The sequence below is a fragment of the Agrobacterium sp. S7/73 genome, assembly GCF_019355535.1.
Classification (GTDB): domain Bacteria; phylum Pseudomonadota; class Alphaproteobacteria; order Rhizobiales; family Rhizobiaceae; genus Agrobacterium; species Agrobacterium tumefaciens.
Genome location: NZ_CP072136.1, coordinates 956,086 through 981,350, shown reverse-complemented (window position 1 = coordinate 981,350; position 25,265 = coordinate 956,086). Strand labels below are relative to the sequence as shown.

The following is a 25,265-nucleotide window of genomic DNA, read 5'->3' as shown; positions in this document are numbered from 1 at the left end:
TCCCGAATGATGGCTATCTTGCAAAATCAAAGGCTTTTATCGTCCGCATCCTGCCCTGTCCAGCCATGGAGGCGCACCAAGGCGTCTAGGCAAAGAAAAAGGGCCACGCGAGGAAAATCGCGCGACCCTTTTGATCCATACCAGCTCATGCCGGCAAAGCCACCGGACGCGAACGCCCGGACCTTCGAATGCATCAGCCCTCGTCGGGACCGTCGTCGCTTTCGCCGGCTTCCGGGCCGCCATTCTGCAGGAACCGATCGGCGATCAGACCAGCGTTCTGGCGCAGCGCCAGTTCGATCTCGCTTGCCATTTCCGGATTGTCGCGCAGGAAGGTCTTGGCATTTTCACGCCCCTGCCCCAAACGCTGGCTATTATAGGAGAACCATGCACCGGATTTCTCGACGATACCGGCTTTCACGCCGAGATCGACAAGCTCGCCGGTCTTGGAAACGCCTTCGCCATACATGATGTCGAATTCCACCTGCTTGAAAGGCGGTGCCATCTTGTTCTTGACGACCTTGACGCGGGTCTGGTTGCCGACAACCTCTTCACGCTCCTTGACGGCGCCGATACGGCGAATGTCGAGACGCACCGAGGCGTAGAATTTAAGCGCATTACCGCCCGTCGTCGTTTCCGGCGAACCGAACATGACACCGATCTTCATGCGGATCTGGTTGATGAAGATCACCATGCACTTCGACTTGGAGATCGAGGCGGTCAGCTTGCGCAGCGCCTGGCTCATCAGACGTGCCTGAAGGCCCGGCAGGCTGTCGCCCATCTCACCTTCGATTTCGGCACGCGGCGTCAGCGCCGCAACCGAGTCCACCACCAGAATGTCGACGGCACCGGAGCGCACCAGCGTATCGGTGATTTCAAGCGCCTGCTCGCCCGTATCCGGCTGCGAGATCAGAAGGTTCTGCAAATCCACACCGAGCTTGCGGGCATAGACCGGATCGAGCGCGTGCTCGGCATCCACGAAGGCGCAGATGCCGCCCTTCTTCTGGGCTTCCGCGATCGTCTGCAACGCAAGCGTCGTCTTACCGGAGCTTTCCGGGCCGTAAATCTCAACGATACGCCCCTTCGGCAAACCGCCGATACCGAGCGCTATATCCAGGCTGAGAGAACCCGTCGAAATGGTCTCTACTTCAACCACGTTTTCATTGGAACCGAGCTTCATGATCGATCCCTTGCCGAACGACCGTTCGATCTGGGAGAGCGCCGCTTCCAGTGCCTTGCTTTTATCCACCGATTTATCCTCTACGAGACGCAAAGAATTTTGTGCCATCCGATCCACCTTTAGGTTATTGAAGCCGCACAGGCAATGAAGCAGTATGGAAATAGGATGTACTCTATTTGTTCTCATATCGCAAGGCGCAGCCAGCATATTGAAAACAAATAGCGATAAGTGGTTTGTTCTGCTTTCGTTTTTCCGTGTCCGGCCTATCGCTGCGAACCGGATGTGAAGGGGAACAAACAGAAGATTGGGACGAATCGTCCACCTTTTCCATCCGCGAAAGAGGGAAACACAAGCGTGAAGAAAATACTCGTTCTGGGCGGCGCGCATATAGACAGGCGCGGCATGATCGAGACTGAAACGGCGCCCGGCGCCAGCAATCCTGGCTCATGGATGGAAGAGGCTGGCGGCGGCGGTTTCAACGCGGCGCGCAATCTTTCCCGGCTCGGTTTTGCCGTCCGTATCATCGCACCGCGCGGCGGTGACGTGACCGGCGAAGCGGTGGCCGAGGCAGCAAGGCAGGCGGGCGTGGAAGATACGCCCTTCGTTTTCCTCGATCGCCGCACGCCAAGCTACACCGCCATTCTGGAGCGCGACGGCAATCTTGTCATCGCACTCGCGGATATGGACCTCTACAAGCTGTTTTCGCCGCGCCGACTCAAAGTTCGCGCGGTGCGTGAAGCGATTACCGCGAGCGACCTTCTGCTTTGCGATGCCAATCTGCCGGAGGATACGTTGAAGGCGCTCGGTCTCATTGCCCGCGCCTGCCAAAAGCCGCTCGCGGCCATCGCCATTTCGCCCGCCAAGGCGGTGAAGCTGAAGGACATGCTCGCCGATATCGACATTCTCTTCATGAACGAGGCAGAGGCGCGCGCGCTGACGGGACAGACGGCAGACAATGTTCGCGACTGGCCGGACATTCTCCGCAGGGCAGGCCTTGCCGGCGGCGTCATCACCCGTGGCGCAAGCGAAGTGGTAGCCTTCAACGCGACGCAAACCGCAAGCCTCCACCCACCCATCATCCGCGAGGTGAAAGACGTAACCGGCGCCGGAGACGCCATGGCGTCCGGTTATCTCGCGGCGATTACGGAGGGCAAAGCCATCACTGAGGCCCTGCGACTGGGTGCCGCGGCGGCCGCCATCACCGTGCAATCGCCTTTCGCCACCGCCCAAGACCTGTCAAAAGACAGTGTCGAGACCATGTTGGGGCTTGTCCCCAAGGCCGAAATGCTGGCATGAACCCGTTTTTTTATAGTCTGGAACAAACAGAATGACCCGCCCCATCTCCCCGCTCCTGCCCATCGTCTATTCGCAAGAGGTTGCCGCTGCCAAACAGCGCGGCGCGCCGATCGTCGCGCTGGAATCGACCATCATCACCCACGGCATGCCCTATCCCGGCAATATCGAGATGGCCGAAGGCGTCGAACAGATCATCCGCGATCAGGGAGCCGTTCCGGCAACCATCGCCGTCATTCACGGCACGCTGCATATCGGCCTCGAGAAGGAGCAGCTCGAAGCGCTTGCCCAGACCACCGACGCCATGAAGGTCTCGCGCGCAGATATTGCCTTTGCGATTGCCGAGCGCCGCACCGGTGCCACGACAGTGGCAGCCACCATGATTGCCGCTGCCCGCGCCGGCATCCGCGTTTTCGCCACCGGCGGCATCGGCGGTGTGCACAAGGGCGCGGAGGAGACCTTCGATATTTCCGCCGATCTGACCGAGCTTGCCAAAACCGGCGTGATCGTCGTCTGCGCCGGCGCCAAGGCCATTCTTGACATCCCGAAGACGCTGGAAGTTCTCGAAACCAACGGCGTGCCTGTCGTGACTTTCGGTTCGGAAGAGTTCCCGGCTTTCTGGTCGCGTTCTTCGGGCCTTCCCAGCCCGCTGTCGCTCAACAGCCCTGCAGCCATCGCCAATTTCCAGACGACCCGCGAACAGCTCGGCATCGATGGCGGTATGCTGATTGCCAATCCCGTGCCGGAAGAGGACGAAATTCCGCGCGAGGAGATGGAAATCTATATCAATCGCGCCATTTCCCACGCCGAGCGCGAGGAGATCACCGGCAAGGCCGTCACGCCCTTCCTGCTCGGCGATATCTTCCGCCTGACCGACGGCCGCAGCCTCGCGACCAATATCGCGCTGGTACGCAACAATGCCCAGCTCGCAGCAGAGATTGCTGTGGCGCTTAACTAAGCGTTAGAGGCTGGATTATCCTCAAATTTGAGGATGATGGCAGGGTGAGAAGCATCCCGGTCATGCCGGATTTGATCACGCCGGACCCCGGATCTGGTCCGGAGTTACGGATAATGTGTCGGCCTAGGAACTTTGCTACCAATAAAAAAGCCCGGAAAGCTTTGCGCTTTCCGGGCTTTCATTTTTCAGTTCCTGAACCTTATCAGTTCTGGGCGACCGGTCTTACCAGCGGTGTCACGCGGCGGATGGTGACGCGGCGGTTCTGCTGTTCCGGGCCGAGTGTCTGAACCTTCAGGTAACGCTCGCCGTAGCCTTGAGTCGCCAGGTTTTCCGGCGGAATGCCGTAAACATCGGTCAGGACATTGGCGACGGAAGCGGCACGCTCGTCGGAAAGAACGAGGTTGCTTTCATCCGAACCAACGGCATCTGTGTGGCCTTCGATCAGGAAGGTTTCCGCCGGGTTCTTTGCCAGCGCCTTGTTGATCGCATCCGCTACTTTCCGCAGCGAACGGGCCTGCGCCATCGGAATGTCAGCGCTTCCAGTGGCAAATGTGATCGTATCGAGGTCGATACGGCGCACCTTGTCGCGGATACGGGCCGAATAACGCACTTCATCCAGCGAGTAGACACGCTCCACCGGCTCGACCGGCGGCTGCTCCAGGAAGCGGTAATAATCGCGGTCCGGATCGCTCGACGTGTCGATGATGTAGTCACGAACCGGAATGCGCAGACGCATCGGCGGCAGGTCGAGGCCGGGATCGCGATAGACATATTCACGGTCCGGTTCGTCCATCAGCTCCGGTGCATAGAACAGCACATATTCCCGGCCACGGTCATCGATGCGCGAACGCTGGATGACGTCGCCATAGCGGTTGCGGATCGTCACCACCTGCGTGCCGTCGCGACGCTCGACGGTCTCGCGGACACGTCCGCCGGGCAGGCGCTCGTAATAGGGCTCGCCGCCATCGCGGATGAAGCGCTGATTGTCGTCGCCGCGCACAACCACGCGGTCGCCAAACTGCAGGATGATCGGCGCATCGCGATCCTGATCGCGCCGGCCGCCTTCGCGCGGCTGCCATTCCCGCGCACCTTCCGGCCGGTCATATTGCGGACGGCGGTCGACACGCTCGCCCTGCTGAGAGGTAATCGCCTCCATCTTCACGGGCGGCGGAGCCTTGCCTCCGGCAGCACCGGCGCGCTGCGCTTCGGCGTCGGAAGTCGGCACCTTCACGTCACCGGCCTGCTCACGCTCGCGGCGGCGTTGCTCGCGTGCCTGGTTGTTACCGGAGCGCTCCACTTCCTTGTCGCTGTCGAGAACGGCGGCACCCTTGTCGACGGGCAGAATGACGGTGTCGGCAGTCTTGGACGGGTCCTTGGCGATAGCCTTGGCCTTGTCCAGTTCCTGCTTCGTCGTCGGAGGCGCTTCCGTCTGCGGAATGGCGACCTGATTGGGAACCGCTTCGCCGGCAGGCGCCTGTCCTGTCGTGGCACCGCTTGGCGGCGGAGGTGTCGGAGTACCCGGCAGCGGCGCTGCAGGCTCCGTCTTGCCCTGGCCTTCTACCGGCTGCTTCTCAGAAGGCTGCTGGCCGGGCGCAGGATTGGGCTGAGCTTCCGGAGCCGGTGGCCGTGCCGGTGTCGGCGCTTCCGTTGGAACAGGAGCCTCCTTTACAGCTGGCTCAGGAGCCGCTGGCTTTTTCTCCGGAACGGCCTTTTCGGCGGGTTCCGATTTCGGTTCCGGTGCTGGAGCGGGCGCCTTTTCCTCTACCGGCTTTTTCTCGGCGGCGGGCTCGCGCTGTTTCGCCGGCTGCTCGGTATTTTCAGGGCGTGCGGCTGGCTGTTCGGCCGCCGGCTCCGGCTTGCGCGGACGTGCGGGGCGTTGCTCGCCCTCACCTGCCGGCTGCTCGGCTCTAGCCGGTTTGCGCGGCCGTTCCTGCGGCTGCTGCTCCGCGGGTGCAGGTGCGGCTTCGGGCTCAGGCTGCGGGCGCTGCTTGCGGGCGGGTGGCTGTTCAGCTGGCGCCGGTTCCGGTTGGGCTTCGCGCTGCTGCTGCTGCCGTTTCGGTTCTGGCTGAGGCTCGCGTTGCGGCTCGGGCTGAGCTTCACGCTTGGGTTCAGGACGCGGTTCGGCCGGTGCGGCTTCAGCCTTCGGCTGTTCGCGCTGCGGTTCCGGAGCCTGCTCCTGCTTTTTCGGCTCTGGCTCTGGCTTCGGCTGCGCCTCTTCGGCTTGCTGGCGTTGCTTGCGCAGCAGCTCTTCCGGGTTCTGCTCCTCCGCTTGCGGCTGCGCCTGCGCCAATATCACCGGGGCCTGTGCCTGGGGCATTTGCGTTTGCGTCCGTGCGGCGCCGGCATAACCGGCGGCGGCCGGCTCCACCGCGATCGCCAGCGACATGAGGGGGAAAACCACCCCCGTCAGCAATGTGTTCTTCTTCAGCATCGGTGCTTCCTCATCTGCCAATCGTTGTACGCCGCTTATGCCGCGACATTGTGAATCCGGCCGCGCGTGCAGGCGCTGGTCAACGCCTTGCATACGCTTCGGTTCCCATGATGACCAAAGCGTTCTGTACCGGAAATGAACAGATCAAGGCCATTTCGTGAAAGCTCCGCGACGAAAAAGAGGGCGCTAATATTGCAGTTGCATTTTTTGACCAACCGGACGAATAATTGCCGCGCGCTGAAGGCCGCGAATGGCAACCCGTTCTGTTGCGCCTGCGCTCACGACGTCCGCACTGAAAACAACAACAGACTGCGGATGAACGACCAAAAGAGAGGATCGAAATGCCTATTTCCACCCGTCTGCTCGCAGCCGTATCGATTGCCGCCATCTCCCTGTTTTCCGGCGCGGCCCTCGCGCAGGACAAGATCGTCATCGGCACGGAAGGCGCCTACCCGCCCTTCAACAATCTGGAAGCCGACGGTACGTTGACCGGCTTCGACATCGACATCGCCAAGGCGCTGTGCGTCGAAATGAAGGCTGAATGCACCTTCGTCACCAATGACTGGGACGGCATCATCCCCGCCCTGCAGGCAAAGAAGTTCGACGCCATCATCGCGTCCATGTCGATTACGCCGGAGCGTCTCCAGAAGGTCGATTTCTCCAAGAAATATTACAACACCCCGCCGGCAATCGCCGTACCGAAGGATTCGCCGATCAAGTCCGTCGACGACCTGAAGGGCAAGTCGCTCGGCGCGCAGGGTTCCACGACCCACTCCAACTATGCGGAAAAGCACTTCCCGGGTTCCGACCTGAAAATGTACCCGACCGCCGACGAATATAAGCTCGACATCTCCAACGGCCGCATCGACGCCGTCATCGACGATATCGTCGTCCTGTCGGAGTGGCTGAAATCGGATGCAGGCAAGTGCTGCAAGATCCTGACGCCGCTTCCGGTGGATGTCGAGATCAACGGCAATGGTGCAGGCGTAGCCGTTCGCAAGGGCGATACCGCGCTCGCCGACAAGTTCACGGCTGCCATCGCCGGCATCCGCGCCAACGGCAAGTACCAGGAAATCAACAAGAAATACTTTGATTTCGACGTTTACGGCCAGTAAGCGGCGCGTCGCCTGTTGAAATCTGGTGGCGGAAGGCTTGCCCTTCCGCCATTTTTGTTTGAAAACGTAACCATAACAATCACGGCGGCTTAAGACCGCGGGGGAAAACTGGCATGAGCGGAGCATTTTCCGCCATAGGTGCGTTCTGGACCTATGTCTCGACACTTCTCGACCCTTTCTGTGGGCCGGTCGGTCTCTTCACGCTTTTCGGAAACGGCACCCTCGTCACCTGTGGCGATGCCGGCTGGGGCGACGAAATCGCCTTCGGCGTCAAGGTCACGATCTCGCTGGCGCTCGCCACCCTGCCCGTCGGGCTTGTGATCGGTTTCCTCATTGCGCTCGCCGCGCAATCGGAGGAAAAATCGCTGCGGCTGGCGGCCGGTGTCTATACCACCATCTTCCGTGGCCTGCCGGAACTCCTGACGCTGTTCATCGTCTATTACGGCATACAGATGCTGCTGCAATCGGCCGCCGGTTATGTCGGGATAACAGGCCCGGTAGAGATCAACGCCTTCGTGGCGGGCATGGTCGCGCTGTCAGTGGTGTTTTCGTCCTATTCCTCGGAAGTGTTGCTATCTGCCTTCAAGGCCATCCCAAAGGGCCAATATGAGGCGGGCCATGCACTCGGCCTCTCGCGCGGCCACACCATGGTGCTTGTCATCATCCCGCAGCTGGTCAGGATCGCCCTGCCCGGCATGACCAACCTTTGGGTCATCCTGCTCAAGGATACCTCTTACGTCTCGATCATCGGCCTTGCCGATATCGTGCGCCAGACCGGCATCGCTGCCCGCGTCAGCAAGGAAGCCTTCTTCTTCTACGGCATCGCCTGCCTGCTCTACCTCATCCTCGCTCTGCTCTCCTCCATCGGCATCGGCTTCATCGATCGCTGGTCGCGCAAGTCGGAGGCAAGCCGATGAGCCATGTTCAGGAACTCATTCCGCCGCGCCCCGCGCCGGTTGCCACAGACAAGCCCCTCAACATATCGCGCGTCGTCGGCATCGCCGTTATAACGCTCTGGCTGCTGATGGCCGCCGGGCTGATCTTTGCGATGATCGAAGGCTGGGACTGGGCGAAATTCGAACGTTACGGGCCGCGTTATATCGATGGCCTCATCACCACCATTACGCTAGTTGGCAGTTCGATCATCCTCGGCGCACTTCTCTCGGTGCCGATCGCCTTCGCCCGCATGTCGGAAAATCGCGTCATCAGCGCGCTGGCCTATGCCTATGTCTACGTTTTTCGCAGCACGCCGCTGCTGGCGCAGCTTTTCCTGATCTATTACGGCCTCGGCAGTTTCCGTCAGGGGCTGGAAACCGTTGGCCTGTGGTGGTTCTTCCGCGAGGCCTGGTATTGCGGCCTCTTGTCGCTCACCCTCAACACCGCCGCCTATCAGGCCGAAATTCTGAGGGGCGCGATCCGAAGCGTGCCACGCGGCCAGATTGAAGGTGCCGCCTCGCTCGGCCTGTCGAAATTCATCACCTTCCGCAAGGTCATTCTGCCGCAGGCCCTCATCGTGGCTCTGCGCCCCTACGGCAACGAGATCATCCTGATGATCAAGGGTTCGGCAGTGGTCTCCATTGTCACGGTCTTCGACCTGATGGGACAGACGCGCTACGCCTTCTCCCGCACATTCGATTATCAGGCCTATCTCTGGGCGGCGATCTTCTACCTGACGATCGTCGAGACGCTCCGGCATGTCTGGGCATGGCTCGAAGCCCGCCTGACACGCCATCTCAAGCGCTAGGGGCACGGTTGGCAGCACTCAACAGAGAAGACTGCCAACATTTTGAAAAATATAACTATTTTGTGACAACCCAGACCTTTGGCAAGGTTGGGTTAACCCTGTCGTGTTCCCATATCAGATACAGCGACAACGCTGTGATCGGCAATCATGAGAACGGGAACAGCCGACATGAACAAGGAAATGGAAATGATGCTGAGGGGCTACGGCCTCACCACCGCCCAGATTTTTTATCGCATGCCGGACCATCCACTGGTTCTCCAGACCTATGTCTGGCAGGACTATGATCTCGCCCCGGATTTCCCCGAAATGCACGGTTTCCTCAAATTCTGGCAGGAAAAGCTAGACGGTCCGTTGCACTCGGTCCGCTACGTACACCGGCAGGTGATCTCGGCGCAGGAATGGCGCGCACTGAAAGGAGAGTTCATTCTCCACTGAGGCCCATCGCCACATAAGCATTGCGCCCGTCCGTCTTGCGGCTTACAGCAGACTTCAACTGAAGATGCTGACGGATACCGCACGATGACGAAGAACCAGAAAATTGACGAAGAGGCGCTTGCCGAAGCCTATAACCGCGCGCTCGCGCTTGAAAAAGCCGGCGATGTTGACGCGGCGGTGAAGGCCTATGAAGAGGTTCTGGCCATCGACCCGGACGATCACGGCGGCGCAGCCGTTCGCATCGCCGCCATGGGCCGCGGCGAACCGCCTTCCAAAGCGCCCGACGCCTATGTCGAAACCCTGTTCGACCAGCACGCCGAAGCCTTCGAGGATATTCTTGTCGAACAGCTCGGTTATGCAGTGCCGATGATGGTGCGCCAGCGCCTGCAAACGCTTGATCTCGGCCCCTTCAAGCGCCTGCTCGATCTCGGCTGCGGCACCGGCCTCACCGGCGAAGCGCTGCGCGACATGGCTGATGACATCACCGGCATCGACATTTCCGAAAACATGGTCGAGATCGCCCACGAGAAGGACCTCTACGAGACGCTCTATGTCGCCGAAGCCGAGGACTTTCTCGAAGACAATGACGACGAGCCCTTCGACATCATCACCGCAACCGATGTGCTGCCCTATCTCGGCGCGCTGGAACCGCTGTTTTTCGGCGCCGCTGAAAACCTCGTCCCTGGTGGCCTGCTGATCTTCTCGTCGGAAACGCTGCCCGAAGCAACCATGGCCGGACGTCCCTATATGGTCGGCCCGCACCAGCGTTTCGCCCACGCCGAAACCTATGTTCGGGAAAGACTGGCAGCGACCGGTTTCGACATAGTCGAAGTCACCGATATCAACGTGCGCATGCAGGACGGCAACCCCACACCCGGCCATCTGGTGATTGCCAGGCTCAAGGGCTGAGGCAGAGGCAGAGGCAAGCGCTCCTGACATGGAACGCTTGCCTGAATCAATCTCTCAGCAACAACAGCCAGACGATTGAAGAGACTCAGCTTTCGCCCGGCTCAACTCGCTTTGGGACGCCAGACGATATCGGTAACGTTGAGTTTCTTCGGCACGATTTTCAGATCATAGAACTCGTCGGCCAGCGCCTGCTGATAGCTGATGGCCTCATCCGAAACCAGCGAGACACGCCCCAGATCCGCTCCCGGACGCGTCAGCGACACCTTGGTGACATCCTGCGGGACGCCGGTTATCGCCGCCAGCAAGTTTGCAGTCTCATCGATATTGGCCTGAGCCTTTGCGCCGACGCTTGCGAGTTCCCTGAGGAGCAGCGGCACGAGGTCGGGATTGCTTTCCACGAAGTCGCCATTGGCGAGGAAATAGCTCCAGGGATCGACAATACCTTCGGCAGTCGTGAGAACCCGTGTCGTCGGCTCCTTTTCCGCCACGGCAAAATAAGGATCCCAGATCGACCAGGCATCGATGCTGCCGCTGCGGAAAGCGGCCGCCGCATCCGGCGGGGCAAGGTCGATGGATGTTATGTCGTTCAGCGTCAGACCGGCCGTTCGCAATGCTTTGACAGTAACGTTATGGGCGCTGGAGCCGCGCTTGAAAGCCACCTTCTTGCCCTTGAGGTCGGCCAGCGTCTTCAGCGGCGAATCCTTCTGCACAAGGATTGCCGATCCACCGGCGGCGCCCTTGTAAGTTCCCACATAGCGCAGATTGCCACCGGCAGCCTGCGCGAAAAGTGGCGGCACATCGCCCGTCGGTCCGATATCCAGCGCACCTGCGCCCAGCGCTTCAAGAAGCGGCGGCCCGGAGGAGAACTCCGACCATTTGACCTCAATGCCGCGATCCTTCAACAGCGCTTCAAGCGCGCCCTGGCTCTTTGCCAACGCGATCACGCCATTCTTCTGCCAGCCGATCCGTAACGTGGTGGTCGCGGCTCCAGCCCGCCGGATATGCGGCAGGAACGCCGCCCCCGTTGCACCCGCAATCAGTCCCAATGTTCCGCGTCGTGTGAGCATGTGGATATCCTTCGCTGTTGCCATCATCAGATATACAAAGCGTAGATATTCGAGTGATTTTATCAAAATCCCACTTTGCGCGGCACCAGTGCAAAGAGAATTGAATGTGCTAATTTGCCGTCGCAGGCGGAATAAGATTGCCTGGCCGCCTCGGTACGCCAGGAGTGTGCATTCCCCGGACAACCGCCAGATGGCCGACTTGAGTGCTTGCGGAAAAGCAAACTGCCCAACGAAAAATGCCCTCCCCGGCAGCCGGAAAGGGCATTGTTCAAAAAGCCTGATCAGCCGGGATCACTCCTCGCCGGATTTGGGATTATCCAGCAGCATGTAATCGAGCGGCAGTTCCGTCGTATATTTGATCTGTTCCATCGCAAAGGCAGACGACACGTCACGAATTTCGATCTTGGCGATCATCCGCTTGTAGAAGGCGTCATAGGCCGCGATGTCAGGCACGACAACGCGCAGCAGATAATCGACATCGCCGCTCATGCGGTAAAACTCGACGACTTCGGGGAACTCGGAGACCACCTCGGAAAACCGCTTCAGCCATTCAATGGAATGGGAGGCAGTGCGGATGGAGACGAAAACGGTGACCTTGGTGTTAACCTTGACCGGATCCAGCAGCGCCACGCGCCGGCGGATGACACCGTCCTCTTCCATCTTCTGGATACGCCGCCAACAGGGCGTCGTGGAAAGGCCGACCTTTTTCGCCAGATCAGCGACAGCCAGCGTGGAATCCTCTTGCAGAATGCGCAAAATCTTACGGTCTAGGCGATCCAATTCGTCTACCCTCCTGAATTAATTTCCTTTCAATACACTATTTTTTAGAGAAAAACAGAAAATTGTTTCACTAAAGTCGCATTTCCACATGTTCTCGCAGAACGGGAAGCAGCTCCTCGGTAAACCACGGATTCTTCTTCAGCCAGCCGGTGTTGCGCCAGCTTGGATGCGGCAGCGGCAAAATGGCCGGTCCCGAATTTGAATGAAAGTAGCTGCGCCAGTCGTACACAGTCTCGGTCATGGTTTTCCGCCGTCTTTCGCCGAGATGAAAGGCCTGGGCATATTGACCGATGGCAAGGACCAACTCTACCTGCGGCATCGCCGCCAGCACCTTCTCCCGCCACTGCAGCGCACATTCGCGTCGAGGCGGCAGGTCACTGCCCTTGTCGTCATAGCCGGGGAAACAGAACCCCATGGGCACAATAGCGAAGCGGTCCGGATCGTAGAATGTCTCACGATCAACATTCAGCCACTGGCGCAGCCTGTCGCCGGAGGCATCGTTGAAAGGCACACCCGTTTCATGCACGCGAAGCCCGGGCGCCTGCCCTGCAATCAGGATACGCGCCCTGGTCGACATCACCACGACCGGTCGGGGTTCGTGCGGCAGGCGTCCGTAGGTTGGGGTGTCGCGACAGATGCGACAGAGGGCAATCGCGCCCCTCAGCCCGTCCAACCCGTCGTCATTCATCGGCAGCGCTCGATCCGCCTCAGCCATGATTCCATCCCAGAAGATGACGGATGATGGTGAGGAAACCCGCTGCGGGCGTTTGCAAATCCGCTGCGCGATGTTCGCGCCGCCACTCCGCCGGTTTTTCGAATTCTCCGGCCCATATGCCGCGAGCTTCCTTGCGCGCCAGCGCCTGTTCGCCGGAGAACTGGAAATAACCTGAAGCGATGGCAAAACCCGACGCCACCATTTCCGAGGACACATCCCGGTCTCCCGCCGAGCAATAGACCAGCAGCCGTCCGTAACGGTCCTTGGAACTGCCGGAACAGGAAAAGGTCGTGCCTTCGATCATCTGTTGCAGAACGCGGCGCGCCTCCGCGCCGCATGGCCAGGTTTCGCTGCCGCGCCGGCACGTCTGCGAAAGCTCCGGCGCATCGATGCCGAGCAGCCGGAACCGGTCCTCGCCCTTTGAAAGCGTATCGCCATCGATCACAAAGAAACGGCCGGTATGGGTCTCGCTATTGATCTGATCGAGCTTGGCGGCAATCAGAATGCCGAGAAAAACGGTGGCAAGGAAAAGCCCGCCGTCGCGAAAAATCGAGAAAAAGCCGCGCCTGCCTCCATTTCGTCTCATGTCACAACAAACCCTTGTCAGAAATGGCAAACAAATCCTTTCACGGCAGCATCTTCTTAAGATTTTGTGCGTAGCCTGCAAAGGGTTCATGTCACCTGCGTTGTAACAATGAGTAAAAGCGTCAGCACGTCCACCGATAAGATCATCGTCGACCGTTCACGAAAGCACCGTAACAAGGCTGTTTTCGACACGGTGAAGACGACGCGTGAACGCTTGCAGCAAGGCGCTGGCGGCAGCGAAGCCTATGAACGTGAAATGCTGACGATGCACATCGCAGAAGCCCTTCAGGGCGCGATGGTCATGCCGCTTTTCATCGTATTCGCCTCTATCATCGGTTTGTATATCACGGGTGACATAGGGCTGATCATCTGGTCGCTCATTGCGCTGAGTTTCCATGCCATGTCTCTGGTGCTGGCCAAAAGAGCCGCCAAACAGGGGATCACGGCCGAAAATCTGCCGAAGTGGCGCAATCTCTTCCTTGCCATGCAGATCCTCATCGGTTGCGCCTGGGCAATGTTCGCCTTGGCCGAACCGGTGCGCAACAACCCGACACTCGTTCTTTTCTTCAAGGGCGCGACGCTGCTGATCGCGCTTTCGCTTACCGCCATGGCCAATTTCATGCTGCGGCGGGCCACCTTCATGACCTTCCTGCCGGTGCTGGCGGCGCTGTGCGTCACCTCCGTCGTCTCCCGCGATCCCTTCGATGTTGGCCTCGCCCTGATGTTCGGCATGGCGATTCTTTTCTGTCATCGCATCACCAGCAGGCTTTACCAGACCAGCATCAAGCTGCTGTCGTCGCAGACTGAAAAAGATGATCTGATCGCCGAACTCGAAGTCGCCAACTCAATGTCGGATGAGGCGCGGCGGCGTGCGGAAGAGGCCAATCTGGCTAAATCGCGCTTTCTCGCCTCCATGTCGCACGAGCTGCGAACCCCGCTCAACGCCATTCTCGGCTTCTCCGAAGTCATGTCAGCAGAGGTGCTCGGTCCGCTCAACAATCCGCTCTACAAGGAATATTCCGGCGACATCCACCGTTCCGGCCAGCATCTGCTCGACCTCATCAACGAAATCCTCGACCTGTCGCGTATCGAGGCCGGCCGCTACGACCTCAATGAAGAAGCGGTCTCGATGCTTGAGATCGCCGAAGATTGCATCGGCATGATCCAGCTTCGCGCCCGCGCCAAGACCATCAGGATTTCGCAGCAGTTTGAAAGCAGCCTGCCGCAGGTCTGGGCGGATGAAAAATCGATCCGCCAGGTCATCCTCAACCTGCTCTCCAACGCCGTCAAATTCACCCCGCAGGGCGGTGAAATCCTCGTGAAGGCAGGCTGGACGGCGGGTGGCGGGCAATATGTGTCGATCAAGGACAACGGCCCCGGCATTCCAGAGGAAGAGATCCCCGTGGTGCTGTCGGCCTTCGGTCAGGGATCGATCGCGATCAAGAGCGCCGAACAGGGAACCGGGCTCGGCCTGCCCATCGTTCAGGCCATCCTTGCCAAGCATGACGGCCAGTTCATCCTGAAATCGAAATTGCGTGAAGGCACCGAAGGCATCGCCATCCTGCCGGCAAAACGCGTGCTGCAAAGCCTGCCAGCCGTGGAGGAAACCCACGCCATCCAGCCACGCCGCCGGTCCTTCGCCTAAGCGTCAAATCTGCCGTTCAGAAGAACAGCGTCGTCACCAGCGAATAAAGCACGAAAAATCCGTTTGCCGTCAAAAGGCAGAAGACGGCGAAGGAACCGAGATCCTTGGCGTGCCGCCCGACGGAAGAAATTTCCGGCGAGATGCGATCCACCAACTCCTCAATCGCGGTATTGAGCGCCTCGACGGCGAACAAAAGCAGCATCAGCACCGTAAAGACGAGAAGATGCGCAAACGGCGCGCCAGCGACCAGAAGCAGGGCAAGGCCGACGCCGAAGGCGAGAACCTCGTGCCGGAACGCCGCTTCCTGCCACAGCCGTCCAAGCCCCTGCAAGGAATAGCGGGCAGCAGCAAAAAGATGCCGCCATCCCTTTTCCTTGCGAAAGGCAGGTTCCGGTTGCTTCTTCTGCGGCGTTGCGTCCATCTTCGGCCTCAATGCTCAGTGTGGGAATGGGTACCAGTATCGACACCGGCAGCTTCGAAAGTCGCCATGCCGGAATGGCAGGCGGCGGCAGCCTTGACGATGCCGGCGGCCAAAGCGGCACCCGTGCCCTCGCCAAGCCGCATGCCCAGCGCCAGAAGCGGCGTCTTGCCAAGTTTCTCGACGGCAGCCAGGTGGCCCGGTTCACCGGAGACATGGCCGATCAGGCAATGGTCGAGCGCCGAAGGATTGGCAGCCTTCAACAGCGCGGCAGCGGCAGTCGCCACATAACCGTCGATCAGCACAGGAATGCGCTGCACGCGCGCGGCAAGGATCGCGCCGGCAATCGCCGCAATCTCACGGCCACCGAGACGGCGCATGATTTCGAGCGGATCGGACAGATGGTCCTTGTGGAACTCGACGGCAGCCTTCACCGCCGCGATCTTGCGGGCCATGACCTCGCCTTCAGAGCCGGTACCGGGACCGGTCCACTCTTCCGCCGTGCCGCCATAGAGCGCTAGGTTGATCGCGGCTGCGATGGTGGTGTTGCCGATGCCCATTTCGCCAACGCAGAGAAGGTCGGTACCGCCAGCAATCGCCTCCATGCCGAAGGCCATGGTGGCGGCGCAATCGCGCTCGGAAAGGGCAGGCTCGCAGGTGATGTCGCCGGTCGGGTAGTCAAGTGCCAGATCGAAAATCTTCAGACCGAGATCGTTGGTGACGCAAATCTGGTTGATCGCCGCACCGCCTGCCGCAAAATTCTCCACCATCTGCTGCGTCACGGATGTCGGATAGGGCGTGATGCCGTGCCGGGTGACGCCATGATTACCGGCGAAAATCGCCACCAGCGGACGGGTGACGGCGGGCGAGCGGCCCGACCATGCGGCAAGCCACATGGCGATTTCTTCCAGCCGACCGAGCGAACCGGCCGGTTTCGTCAGTTGCGCATTGCGCTCCTTGGCCGCGACCAGCGCATGCGTATCCGGGCCGGGAAGCTCGCGCAGCAGCGCGCGGAAATCGTCGAAGGGCAATCCGCTCATGCTCATGGTATCTGTCTTTCTCGTCGTCGGGTTGGCGGAAACTTGTGTTTTCCGGCAAATCGGTCTTTGTTGCGCCTCTCATAATCGCGGACGCGCCGCGGAACAACCGGAAATGCAAGTACAGCAGCGGAGAGAGCATGAAGGCCGGGGATTTTATAACAGATGTCATGCATTCCGTTGCCTTTCTCAGCCGCCTGCCGGTCCCATCGCGCTTCTTCGGTGAAGGTGACGGTCCATCGATGCGCCGGACAGCACGCGCTTTTCCCGCAGCAGGCCTCCTGATCGCCCTGCCCGCTGCTGTCCTCGTGGTGGCATTAGCGAAGTTCGACGCCTCACCGCAGCTCACCGGCTGGCTTGCCATCGCCGTCACCGCGCTCATAACAGGTGCGTTGCACGAAGACGGCTTGGCGGATATGGCCGATGGCTTCGGCAGCGGCAAGGACAAGCCGAAAACGCTTGAGATCATGAAGGACAGTCGCATCGGCAGCTATGGCACGATCGCCATGGTCCTGTCCTTTGCACTGCGCGCCACGGCACTCGCATCGCTTATAGAAACCCTGCCTGCCAAGACCGCCGCCGCCTGCCTGATTGCCGCGCTGGTGGTGAGCCGCGCCCTGATGGTATGGCACTGGCAGTCACTGCCCGCCGCCAAAACCTCCGGCATCGCCGCCGGCGCCGGCCAACCCGGGGAAAGCGAGCGCAACATCTCGCTCGCAACAGGGTTGCTGCTGCTCGTGCTTTTCACGCTGCATGCCCTGCCCTTTGTGTCTATCGTAGTCGTTCTGGCGGCTGCCTGCCTCGCGACGATGCTGTTCGGCAGGCTCTGTGTCAGCAAGATCGGCGGCCATACCGGCGACACCATCGGCGCCAGCCAGCAGATCACGGAGATCTTTACTCTCGTCGCTCTTGCCCTTGCGACGTGACAGACTGATATAGATCCCCATGGAAACACCCTGCATTCATATCTGCTCCCTCGACGCCACAAACACCCTCTGTATCGGTTGCGGACGCACGCTGGACGAGATCGGCGGCTGGGCAACCTATAGCGACGAAAAGCGCCGCATGATCATGCAGGCGCTTCCCGAAAGACTGGCAAAAACAGGCAAGGACACCTCCAGGGAGACGCACACCGCATGAACAGGCTGACTTTCGTTCTCCTTTTGCTGGCCGTGGGTCTCGGCCTGCTTCTCGTCAATCACGACAGCGGCCGCACCTTCGGCATCGACAACGAGAAATTCGGGCAGATCGTCTATCTCCTGCCGATTGCGGGCTTGCTATCAGTCGGCATTCTGGCGGGAAGCCGCGGCAGCTTCGCAAGCGTTGTCCGGCAACTCGCCATCTGGCTCGTGATTATCCTCGGCCTCGTATCCGTCTATCTCTATCGCTACGACCTGCAATCCTTCGCCGACCGGCTGCTGGGTGGCCTGATGCCCGGCCGCGCGGTGGTGGTGACGACCGCTGGCGGCGAACAGGAGATCATACTGCACAAATCGATGAGCGGCCATTTCGAGGCGAATGTCAGCATTGAAGGCAAAACCATCCACATGCTGGTCGATACCGGCGCGAGCTCCGTGGTGCTGGCCAATGCCGATGCCGCCGCCATCGGCATCGACACCACGAAACTGCGCTACACCGTGCCGGTGATGACCGCGAACGGCCGCACGGCGGCAGCGCCCGTCACCCTGTCCGAGATCGGCATCGGCCCGATCGCGCGGAGCAACATCCCCGCCCTCGTCGCGCAGGATGGCCAACTGGGCCAGAGCCTGCTCGGCATGAGCTTCCTGTCGACGCTTGGTTCGATGCAGATGCAGACCGATGAGTTGAGATTGCGAGACAGGTGAAACCTGCCGGGCAGACAGTTCCTGCTCGAGATCAAAAAATAACGTCTCGCTATCCGAATACGAAAACGCCCGGTGCAAACCGGGCGTATCATATTCACGGCAAACCTCTTTCCGGTCAGTTGCGCAGCCGGTAACCGGTCTTGAACATCCAGCCGACGACGCCGAGGCAGAGCGCAAGGAACAGCGTGATCATCGCCAGGCTGATGACGGGATTAACGTCGGCGATCTCGTAGAAGCTCCAGCGGAAACCGCTGATGAGGTAGAGCACCGGGTTGAAATGACTGACCGTCTGCCAGAAGGGCGGCAGCATGTCGATGGAGTAGAAGCTGCCGCCAAGGAATGTCAGAGGCGGCACCACCAGCATCGGGATGAGGTTCAACTGCTCGAAATTCGTGGCCCAGATGCCGATGATGAAGCCGAACAGGCTGAAGCTCACCGCCGTCAGCACAAAGAACAGGATCATCATGAACGGATGGGCGATGGTGATATCCACGAAGAAGGAGGCCGTTATCAGGATGATCGTGCCGATCATCAGCCCCTTGGTCGCCGCCGCCCCGACATAACCGGCAACAATTTCCGTCATCGCCACTGGCGCAGACAATATCTCGTAGACCGTGCCGGTGAATTTCGGAAAATAGATGCCGAAAGAGCCGTTGCTGATGCATTGCGTCAAAAGCGTCAGCATGATCAGGCCGGGCGTTATGAACGCGCCATAGGAAACCCCGCCAACCTCCTGAATCCTTGAACCGATCGCCGTTCCGAAAACGATGAAATAGAGAGAGGTGGAAATGACCGGCGACACGACACTCTGCAACAGGGTGCGGCGGGTGCGCGCCATTTCGAACAGGTAGATGGACTTGACAGCTTCGAAATTCATTTCTGGTCTCCTACCAGCGAGACGAAAATATCCTCAAGAGAGCTTTGACGTGTCGAAATATCCTTGAAATGGATGTTGGCACCGGAAAGCGCAGTCAGCAGATCGGCAATGCGCCCCTGCTCGCCGTTGTCCTCGATCTCGTAGGTGATGGTGTTGCGGTCATCCGAGAGCGAAAGGCCGAAGGATGAGAGACTGTCCGGCAACGCCTCCACCGGCTGCGAAAGTTCAAGGAAAAGCTGCTTGCGGCCGAGCTTCTTCATCAGCGCGGTCTTTTCTTCCACCAGCAACAATTGGCCGCCATTGATAACGCCCACTCGATCGGCGATCTCTTCCGCCTCCTCGATGTAATGCGTGGTCAAAATGATTGTGACGCCCTTGGAGCGCAGCTCGGAAACGACATTCCACATGTCGCGGCGCAAGGTAACATCCACACCCGCCGTCGGCTCGTCGAGGAAGAGGACCTTCGGTTCGTGCGCAAGCGCCTTGGCGATCAGCACGCGTCGCTTCATGCCGCCGGAAAGCTCCCGCAGCATATTGTCCTTCTTGTCCCAGAGCGACAGCGATTTCAGGACGCGCTCGATCAGTTCCGGGTTCTTCTTCTGCCCATGCAGACCACGCGAGAAGCTGACGGTGTTCCACACGGTCTCGAACTGGTCTGTCGTCAGTTCCTGTGGCACAAGGCCGATCAGGGCACGCGTCTGGCGAAAATCCTTCACCACATCATATCCGCCAACGAGAACCGAGCCTTCACCCGGATTGACAAGCCCGCAGATGATAGAGATCAGCGTCGTCTTGCCGGCTCCGTTGGGCCCGAGAAGAGCAAGGATTTCCCCCTCTCTGATATCGAGGCTGACACCTTTGAGCGCCTGAAAGCCATTTGAGTAGGATTTGGTCAGATTCCGTATCGAAACAATGGCATTCATCGCGAATCTTTCGAAAAAACGAGTAAGATGCACGCCATATAGGCCGTACAACCCGCAATTGCCAGCCCAACGGCCTGAACACTGCATTCGGCGGGGAGGGAAAATCAGCTGTAGACGCTGTAGAAAAACTGGGCCGCGACGAAGACCAGAAACACCCCGAAGGCCCGCTCCAGCTGCTTCTTGCTGAGTGCATGCGCCAGCCGCGCGCCATAGGGCGCGACGACAAGCGTGATGGGGATCAGCAGCGCGACGGCGATCCAGTTGATGAAGCCGGTGGAAAAAGGCGGCAGACCTGCATCACCCCAGCCGGCCCAGATATAGCCGAGGAGACCCGGCAGCGAAATAAGCACTCCGACACCGGAGGATGTGGCAACCGCCTGATGGATGGTGCGTCCGTAAAGCGTCATGAAAGTATTGTTCATCACCCCGCCGCCCACACCCATCAGGCCAGACAGAAGGCCGATGCCGGTGCCGACCAGAAAGCGGACCGGGTTTTTCGGCAGGTCTGAACCGAGATGCCAGCTCGCCCGGTTGAAGATCATCCGGAAAGCGAGCGCAAGCGCAATGAAAGCGAAGATCAGCCGCAGGGCGACGCTCGAGGCATGCGCAGCCACCACAGATGCGAGGATGGTGCCGAGCGGCACGGCGACGATCCAGCCCTTCAGGAGATCGATATCAACGGCACCTTTCTGTTGATGCGTCAGGAAGGAACGAATGGAGGTCGGCACGATGATGGCAAGCGAAGTGCCAAGCGACAGATGCATGCGCACCGCCTCCGGCACATCCAGAAGCCCGAACACATGGTAGAACACCGGCACCAGCACAGCACCGCCGCCAATGCCGAACAGCCCCGCCAGAAGTCCAGCGACCACGCCCGCGGCCGCAAGCGCCGAAGCAAAGATCAGTATCTCTGAAACTGGGGGCATGAAAGCAGGCTCCCGGGGGCCGTTGTCACAAACATGTGACGCTCATAGCGTATCAGAAAAGGGCGGCAAGCCATGTTGGCCGCAGGTCAGTACGGCGCGATGTTTTTTGCCGGATATCCGCACCGGATAGACCGTTTTATGGGATTTCTTCCCATTGCATGCCCTTGCAAAGACGCCGATATCCCCCGATTTAGGCAGTCTTCTTCAACCGGCCTTAGGGCCGGTCTTTTTTTGGGCGGCTAGCACCAAACCCAACAGGCCCAAATTGTAATGTGGCCACATCCCCCACTCCGTCATTCCGGGTAGCGCCGGGACGGACGGGAAGTTACGGGTCGACGTGACGCACCACAACTAATGCCTCACGCCTATCGTCATGCACCACCGTGTCGTCTCGTCGCCCCCTAGTCGCAATGCCTGTAACCGGACTTGCGGGTGCGCAGGTCGAAGTGGAAATGGTTCCAGTGGTTGGGATCGCTGCCCGGCCCGAGAACCGTGGAGAAATATTTGCAGCTATCGGACCTCACTGCCTTCAGCAGCGCCTTTTCCCGGAAGGCGAAGAAGTTCTTGCTGCGGACGTCGATCTCCTTGCCGTTGTTCAGCGTTATGGTGCCGATATCGATGGCGTTGCCGCGCGCATGTTCGGACCATGGATTGCTGGAGCGCGAATTCATCTTGCGGCAGGAATAACCGCCCATGGGCGTGATGCGCCCGACGCCTGAGAGGTAACGGAAGCGGGAGGACGGCACGAGTTCGAACTTTACCCATTTGGCGAAGGCAAGCGTGACCTGGCAATTGAGCTTCACTGCCGGGCGGATGGCAACGCCGCTGGCAAGCCCGCTGAGTTCGATCGGATAGTCGATACCGCAGGTCGGACCATCTGCAATGCGCGCAACATCGCGGAAGGCGACGCCGAGACGGCGCAGCTCGGAGCGACAGGCCACTTCCGAGGATGGCATGACGCCGGGCGGCATAGCCGAGCGGTTGCTTTGCAATCCGTCGCGGGCCATCGGATCATTGGGCATCAGCATGGCGACCTCCTCCACCGGCTGGCGGCGGGAAGAAGACCCCGGCGGCGGTGGCGGTATCAACCGCGACTGACCCGCACTTTGTTGCCGGCGAGCCGGAGAAACGGCAACCGGATTGTCGGTGCCGATGCCGTCCACCACCGGCTGGGCGGAAGCGCCTTCGGCAATATCGGCATCCTGCTCTTCCGCAAGTCCGCGAACCGGCTCCACGCCCAGCATGGAATCCATGTTCACCCCGCCCTCGCCTTCGGCGATCTGATTTGCGGCGCCCTGCTGGTTGGGCATGGCTGGGGAGGCCATACTTTGGCCGTTCGCGGCCATCCGCGCCTGATGCTGGCCATCCAGCGTGGAATAGCCCTGGCCGCGCTGTGGCGATTGCAGCAGGGGATCCTGCGAGGCATAAGGCTCCGGCATCGGCTGCGACACGGCTGCGGGATAATTGGTGGCCTGCCCGGTCCGCTCGGCCTGATAGACCGCACCCGGCGGCGCGCTGTAGCCTTGCTGCCGCGACGACCGGATGGCGCCGACACGTGTCGTGCCGTCAACCTCGGCCGGCGGCACAAGGCCCTCCGCCGAACACGACACCATGACCGTGGAAATCATCAACAACGTCACAAGACGACGCGGAAGGGAAACATACGCCATACGAGAACCTGTACCTTCAGCGGCCGCTACCCGCGGCAATACAGGTAAATTTTAAAGAAACGGGGTAAACGAATCCTTATTGGTTGGGAGAAATAACGAACCGGGCTGTTCCGTGAAGCGAGAAATGCGGAAGCCTCGAGCGAAATCATACCAAAGGTGTCAGCAAAGCTCCGCAAACCAACGCCTCTCACGATGCAGACACACCACGGGTCCGGCACGACGGAGGAGAGGTTGTCTCACTTCCTCGAAACAGAAAGGGCGCAGCCAAAGCCGCGCCCTGTAAACTATCTCAAGCGGATAAAAATCAAGCCGCCCGCGAAACCTCGCGCCCTGCCCCATGCCCGAGTTCGAAACGGGACAGCAGCGCGCGGAGCTGCCGGCTTTCTTCGGCCAGCGTCTGGCTGGCCGCCGTCGTCTCTTCCACCATGGCGGCGTTCTGTTGGGTCATCTGGTCCATGTGGTTGACGGAGGTGTTGATCTCCTGCAGGCCGGTGGCCTGTTCCCGCGCCGCCGTGGCGATGGAATTGACATGGCCGTCGACCCGGTTGACCAGCGTCACGATCTCATCCAGCGCATCGCCCGTGGAGCGAACGAGTGCGACACCGCCGCCGACCTCTTCCGCGGAACGATTGATAAGGGTCTTGATCTCCTTGGCGGCATTGGCAGAGCGTTGCGCGAGTTCGCGAACCTCCTGCGCCACCACGGCAAAACCGCGTCCCGCTTCGCCTGCCCTTGCGGCCTCGACACCGGCATTCAGCGCCAGAAGGTTGGTCTGGAACGCGATTTCGTCGATGACGGAAATGATCTGCCCGATGCGCCGCGAAGATTCCTCAATACGGCCCATCGCATCGACGGCATTACGCACGATCTCGCCCGAGCGGCCTGCGCTCGTTTTTGTATCCTGCACCATTTGTCGGGCCTCGTTCGCCCGTTCGGAAGCGGTGCGCACCGTCGCGGTGATTTCGTCAAGAGCCGCCGCCGTCTCCTCCAGCGCCGCTGCCTGCTGCTCTGTCCGGCGCGAAAGATTGCCGGTCGCACCGCTGATGTCAGATGCGCTATCGTTGACGACATGGCCGGTTCTGGCGATCGCCTCGATCGCCCCATGCAGCGCGCCGACGGCGCGGTTGAAATCCATGCGCAGCTTTTCATATTCGCCGCCGATATCGGCAAGCTCGACGGTCAGATCGCCATTGGCGAGTGCTTCCAGCGAACTGCCGAGCTCGTTCATGGCATGAGCCTGACGCTCGGATGCGGAGCGCAACGCCATCTCGTTGCCATGCCGCGCCTCCTCCAGCGCCCGCTGCTGCCCCGCCTCGCGGGCCTGCAAGGCGCTGCGCTCATTGACGCTGTCACGCAGCACCAGCAACGTCTTGGCAATGGCGCCGATTTCGTTGCGACGGTCGGCGAATTCGATTTCCGCCTCGCCGTCACCATCAGCGATCCGCTTCATACTCTGCCGGATGCGATCGATAGGCCGTGTCACGCTGCGCACGACGGCTGCAGCCACGCCGATCACCAGAAGGCCGGACAGAACACACACTGCGATGTTGAAATAGGCATTGCTCCAGAAAACCGCCTCAAGATCGTCGACATAAACGCCAGTGCCGACAATCCATCCCCAGGGCGCGAAACCGGCGACATGGGAAAATTTCTCGACTGGGTCCGGCGCGCCGGGCTTGGGCCAATAATAATCGACAAAGCCCTGGCCGCCCGCCTTCACCGTATTGACGAATTCGACGAACAGCGCCTTGCCGTTCGGATCCTTGTTGGCAGTGAGATCGCTGCCGTTCATCTCGGGCTTGATCGGATGCATCACCATCTTGGGATGCATGTCGTTGATCCAAAAATAGCCGCTGCCGTTGCCATAGCGCATCGCCGCAATCGTGGTCTTGGCTTGTTGCTGCGCAGCCTCACGCGTCAGGGTGCCACCCTGCTCCAGCCGGTAATATTGCTCAAGAATGGCGACAGCCGTTTCGTTCATGGATGCGAGTCCCGCTTTACGCTCGCGTTCCATCTCATGAAAAGTCTCGAACAGGCTGAATGTAAGTGCCGCAGTCAATATTGCCAGAAACAATGCAACGAGCGCATAAAGGCGCATAGATATCGTGACGTTTTTCATATTCCCCCCAACGCCGCTGACGGCACTTCGACCGGCGTACGTTAGAGTTAAAAAATTTATTATAACTGAATACGCTTATTATACGTTAGTATTATTCCAGACCTCCTCCTCCCAACCCGCCAATACTCTCCACGGCCCTTCAAAGCCGGCGCAGCGACCCGAAATTCTACACGGTGCTGCCGTTTTAAAGAGCTCGTTAACCCTGACGTCCTATCCTCTTTTGCCAAAATACAGGTACAGGGAGACGCGCAATGTCACGGCCGAATTTCCGCTTTACACACTATGACCTGAAGGAATTGCGGGCTGGGACGACCATTGAGGTGTCCCTTTCGGCCGTCAACAATGTACGGCTGATGACAGGCGCAAACTTCCAGCGTTTCACAGAATTGCTCGATTTCAAATATCTCGGCGGCGTCGCGAAAAAATCGCCGATCCGCATCAGCATTCCCGAGACCTTGCACTGGCATCTGGTGATCGATGCGGAAGGGCATAGCGGTCTGGCGGAATCCTCGGTCAAGATGCTGCCTGCGCCGTCGCAGGTCATGCAACACCGAAAGGCATCCTGATTTCCCTTTGGAAACAGTTGGATGGCGCGGT

The 25,265-nt window shown here is 59.8% G+C and carries 25 protein-coding genes; 12 read left to right on the top strand and 13 right to left on the bottom strand.

From position 1 onward, the window contains the following. Nucleotides 1-193: 193 nt before the first annotated feature. The gene (gene recA / locus J5276_RS04590; protein WP_003516062.1) at nt 194-1,285 is read right to left on the bottom strand and encodes a recombinase RecA; all 1,092 of its coding nucleotides are present in this window, start codon (nt 1,283-1,285) and stop codon (nt 194-196) included. Between the two features lie 246 nt (nt 1,286-1,531). Here recA and J5276_RS04585 point away from each other — a divergent pair, with 246 nt between their 5' ends. Continuing rightward, nucleotides 1,532-2,473, top strand: coding sequence for a carbohydrate kinase family protein (locus tag J5276_RS04585; protein WP_112154601.1), 942 nt, complete (start codon nt 1,532-1,534; stop codon nt 2,471-2,473). A gap of 31 nt (nt 2,474-2,504) precedes the next feature. Beyond that, the gene (locus J5276_RS04580; RefSeq protein ID WP_065659254.1) at nt 2,505-3,428 is read left to right on the top strand and encodes a pseudouridine-5'-phosphate glycosidase; all 924 of its coding nucleotides are present in this window, start codon (nt 2,505-2,507) and stop codon (nt 3,426-3,428) included. A 202-nt stretch (nt 3,429-3,630) separates the two neighbouring features. Here J5276_RS04580 and J5276_RS04575 read toward each other — a convergent pair whose 3' ends face one another. Then, nucleotides 3,631-5,859 carry an OmpA family protein gene (locus J5276_RS04575; RefSeq protein WP_112154600.1) on the bottom strand — a complete coding sequence of 743 codons (2,229 nt, stop codon included), beginning with the start codon at nt 5,857-5,859 and terminating at the stop codon, nt 3,631-3,633. Between the two features lie 341 nt (nt 5,860-6,200). Between J5276_RS04575 and J5276_RS04570 the strand changes: the two genes are divergently transcribed. The 5 genes from J5276_RS04570 (at nt 6,201) to J5276_RS04550 (ending at nt 10,062) form a co-directional block, all read left to right on the top strand. Then, on the top strand, nt 6,201-6,974 hold the full coding sequence (locus tag J5276_RS04570) for an ABC transporter substrate-binding protein (protein ID WP_013636412.1): 774 nt from the start codon (nt 6,201-6,203) through the stop codon (nt 6,972-6,974). Between the two features lie 113 nt (nt 6,975-7,087). Then, on the top strand, nt 7,088-7,891 hold the full coding sequence (locus tag J5276_RS04565) for an ABC transporter permease (protein WP_003516067.1): 804 nt from the start codon (nt 7,088-7,090) through the stop codon (nt 7,889-7,891). Continuing rightward, nucleotides 7,888-8,718 carry an ABC transporter permease gene (locus tag J5276_RS04560; protein ID WP_112154599.1) on the top strand — a complete coding sequence of 277 codons (831 nt, stop codon included), beginning with the start codon at nt 7,888-7,890 and terminating at the stop codon, nt 8,716-8,718. The genes J5276_RS04565 and J5276_RS04560 overlap by 4 nt, the downstream gene beginning before the upstream one ends. Nucleotides 8,719-8,886: 168 nt before the next feature. Continuing rightward, nucleotides 8,887-9,153, top strand: coding sequence for an usg protein (locus tag J5276_RS04555; RefSeq protein ID WP_003516070.1), 267 nt, complete (start codon nt 8,887-8,889; stop codon nt 9,151-9,153). 84 nt (nt 9,154-9,237) lie between these two features. Beyond that, the gene (locus J5276_RS04550; protein WP_025593927.1) at nt 9,238-10,062 is read left to right on the top strand and encodes a class I SAM-dependent methyltransferase; all 825 of its coding nucleotides are present in this window, start codon (nt 9,238-9,240) and stop codon (nt 10,060-10,062) included. Nucleotides 10,063-10,163: 101 nt separating this feature from the next. On the opposite strand, the gene J5276_RS04545 is transcribed toward J5276_RS04550, so the two are convergent. The 4 genes from J5276_RS04545 to J5276_RS04530 all read right to left on the bottom strand — a co-directional run bounded on the left by J5276_RS04545 (nt 10,164) and on the right by J5276_RS04530 (nt 13,210). Then, the gene (locus J5276_RS04545; protein ID WP_112154648.1) at nt 10,164-11,129 is read right to left on the bottom strand and encodes an aliphatic sulfonate ABC transporter substrate-binding protein; all 966 of its coding nucleotides are present in this window, start codon (nt 11,127-11,129) and stop codon (nt 10,164-10,166) included. Nucleotides 11,130-11,420: 291 nt separating this feature from the next. Continuing rightward, on the bottom strand, nt 11,421-11,909 hold the full coding sequence (locus tag J5276_RS04540; RefSeq protein WP_003507846.1) for an Lrp/AsnC family transcriptional regulator: 489 nt from the start codon (nt 11,907-11,909) through the stop codon (nt 11,421-11,423). A gap of 70 nt (nt 11,910-11,979) precedes the next feature. Then, nucleotides 11,980-12,624 carry a uracil-DNA glycosylase family protein gene (locus J5276_RS04535; RefSeq protein ID WP_162632901.1) on the bottom strand — a complete coding sequence of 215 codons (645 nt, stop codon included), beginning with the start codon at nt 12,622-12,624 and terminating at the stop codon, nt 11,980-11,982. Continuing rightward, on the bottom strand, nt 12,617-13,210 hold the full coding sequence (locus J5276_RS04530) for a thermonuclease family protein (RefSeq protein WP_111782415.1): 594 nt from the start codon (nt 13,208-13,210) through the stop codon (nt 12,617-12,619). The genes J5276_RS04535 and J5276_RS04530 overlap by 8 nt, the downstream gene beginning before the upstream one ends. Nucleotides 13,211-13,318: 108 nt before the next feature. Here J5276_RS04530 and pdhS2 point away from each other — a divergent pair, with 108 nt between their 5' ends. After that, nucleotides 13,319-14,854, top strand: coding sequence for a two-component system sensor histidine kinase PdhS2 (gene pdhS2, locus J5276_RS04525; protein WP_065687226.1), 1,536 nt, complete (start codon nt 13,319-13,321; stop codon nt 14,852-14,854). Nucleotides 14,855-14,870: 16 nt separating this feature from the next. Here the strand turns inward: pdhS2 and J5276_RS04520 are convergent, their stop codons facing one another. After that, nucleotides 14,871-15,275, bottom strand: coding sequence for a diacylglycerol kinase (locus tag J5276_RS04520; protein ID WP_013636420.1), 405 nt, complete (start codon nt 15,273-15,275; stop codon nt 14,871-14,873). 8 nt (nt 15,276-15,283) lie between these two features. Continuing rightward, the gene (cobT, locus tag J5276_RS04515; protein WP_003516086.1) at nt 15,284-16,318 is read right to left on the bottom strand and encodes a nicotinate-nucleotide--dimethylbenzimidazole phosphoribosyltransferase; all 1,035 of its coding nucleotides are present in this window, start codon (nt 16,316-16,318) and stop codon (nt 15,284-15,286) included. A 131-nt stretch (nt 16,319-16,449) separates the two neighbouring features. On the opposite strand from cobT, the gene J5276_RS04510 reads away from it, so the two are divergent. From J5276_RS04510 to J5276_RS04500, 3 genes are read left to right on the top strand one after another with little or no spacing between them, the layout of a single operon-like run. Next, nucleotides 16,450-17,235, top strand: coding sequence for an adenosylcobinamide-GDP ribazoletransferase (locus J5276_RS04510; protein WP_112154598.1), 786 nt, complete (start codon nt 16,450-16,452; stop codon nt 17,233-17,235). A gap of 19 nt (nt 17,236-17,254) precedes the next feature. Then, complete coding sequence (locus J5276_RS04505; RefSeq protein ID WP_003516090.1) at nt 17,255-17,449, top strand: DUF1289 domain-containing protein; 195 nt, start codon at nt 17,255-17,257, stop codon at nt 17,447-17,449. After that, nucleotides 17,446-18,153: a TIGR02281 family clan AA aspartic protease gene (locus J5276_RS04500; RefSeq protein ID WP_003516092.1), complete on the top strand. Its 708-nt coding sequence runs from the start codon at nt 17,446-17,448 to the stop codon at nt 18,151-18,153. Before J5276_RS04505 ends, J5276_RS04500 begins: the two co-directional genes overlap by 4 nt. Nucleotides 18,154-18,268: 115 nt before the next feature. Here J5276_RS04500 and J5276_RS04495 read toward each other — a convergent pair whose 3' ends face one another. The 5 genes from J5276_RS04495 to J5276_RS04475 form a co-directional block, all read right to left on the bottom strand. Continuing rightward, a complete protein-coding gene (locus J5276_RS04495; RefSeq protein WP_003516094.1) occupies nt 18,269-19,030 on the bottom strand; it encodes an ABC transporter permease in 762 nt (253 codons plus the stop codon). Next, entirely contained in the window at nt 19,027-19,953 is a 927-nt protein-coding gene (locus J5276_RS04490; protein ID WP_019567066.1) for an ABC transporter ATP-binding protein, read from the bottom strand. Before J5276_RS04490 ends, J5276_RS04495 begins: the two co-directional genes overlap by 4 nt. 104 nt (nt 19,954-20,057) lie before the next feature. Further along, nucleotides 20,058-20,879 carry a sulfite exporter TauE/SafE family protein gene (locus J5276_RS04485; RefSeq protein ID WP_112154597.1) on the bottom strand — a complete coding sequence of 274 codons (822 nt, stop codon included), beginning with the start codon at nt 20,877-20,879 and terminating at the stop codon, nt 20,058-20,060. A 401-nt stretch (nt 20,880-21,280) separates the two neighbouring features. After that, nucleotides 21,281-22,549: an extensin family protein gene (locus tag J5276_RS04480; protein WP_019567064.1), complete on the bottom strand. Its 1,269-nt coding sequence runs from the start codon at nt 22,547-22,549 to the stop codon at nt 21,281-21,283. 304 nt (nt 22,550-22,853) lie between these two features. Next, complete coding sequence (locus tag J5276_RS04475; protein ID WP_013636425.1) at nt 22,854-24,668, bottom strand: methyl-accepting chemotaxis protein; 1,815 nt, start codon at nt 24,666-24,668, stop codon at nt 22,854-22,856. 251 nt (nt 24,669-24,919) lie between these two features. Here J5276_RS04475 and J5276_RS04470 point away from each other — a divergent pair, with 251 nt between their 5' ends. Next, nucleotides 24,920-25,234 (top strand): DUF1883 domain-containing protein, encoded by a 315-nt coding sequence (locus J5276_RS04470; protein WP_003516101.1) that lies wholly within the window; start codon nt 24,920-24,922, stop codon nt 25,232-25,234. Nucleotides 25,235-25,265 lie beyond the last annotated feature (31 nt).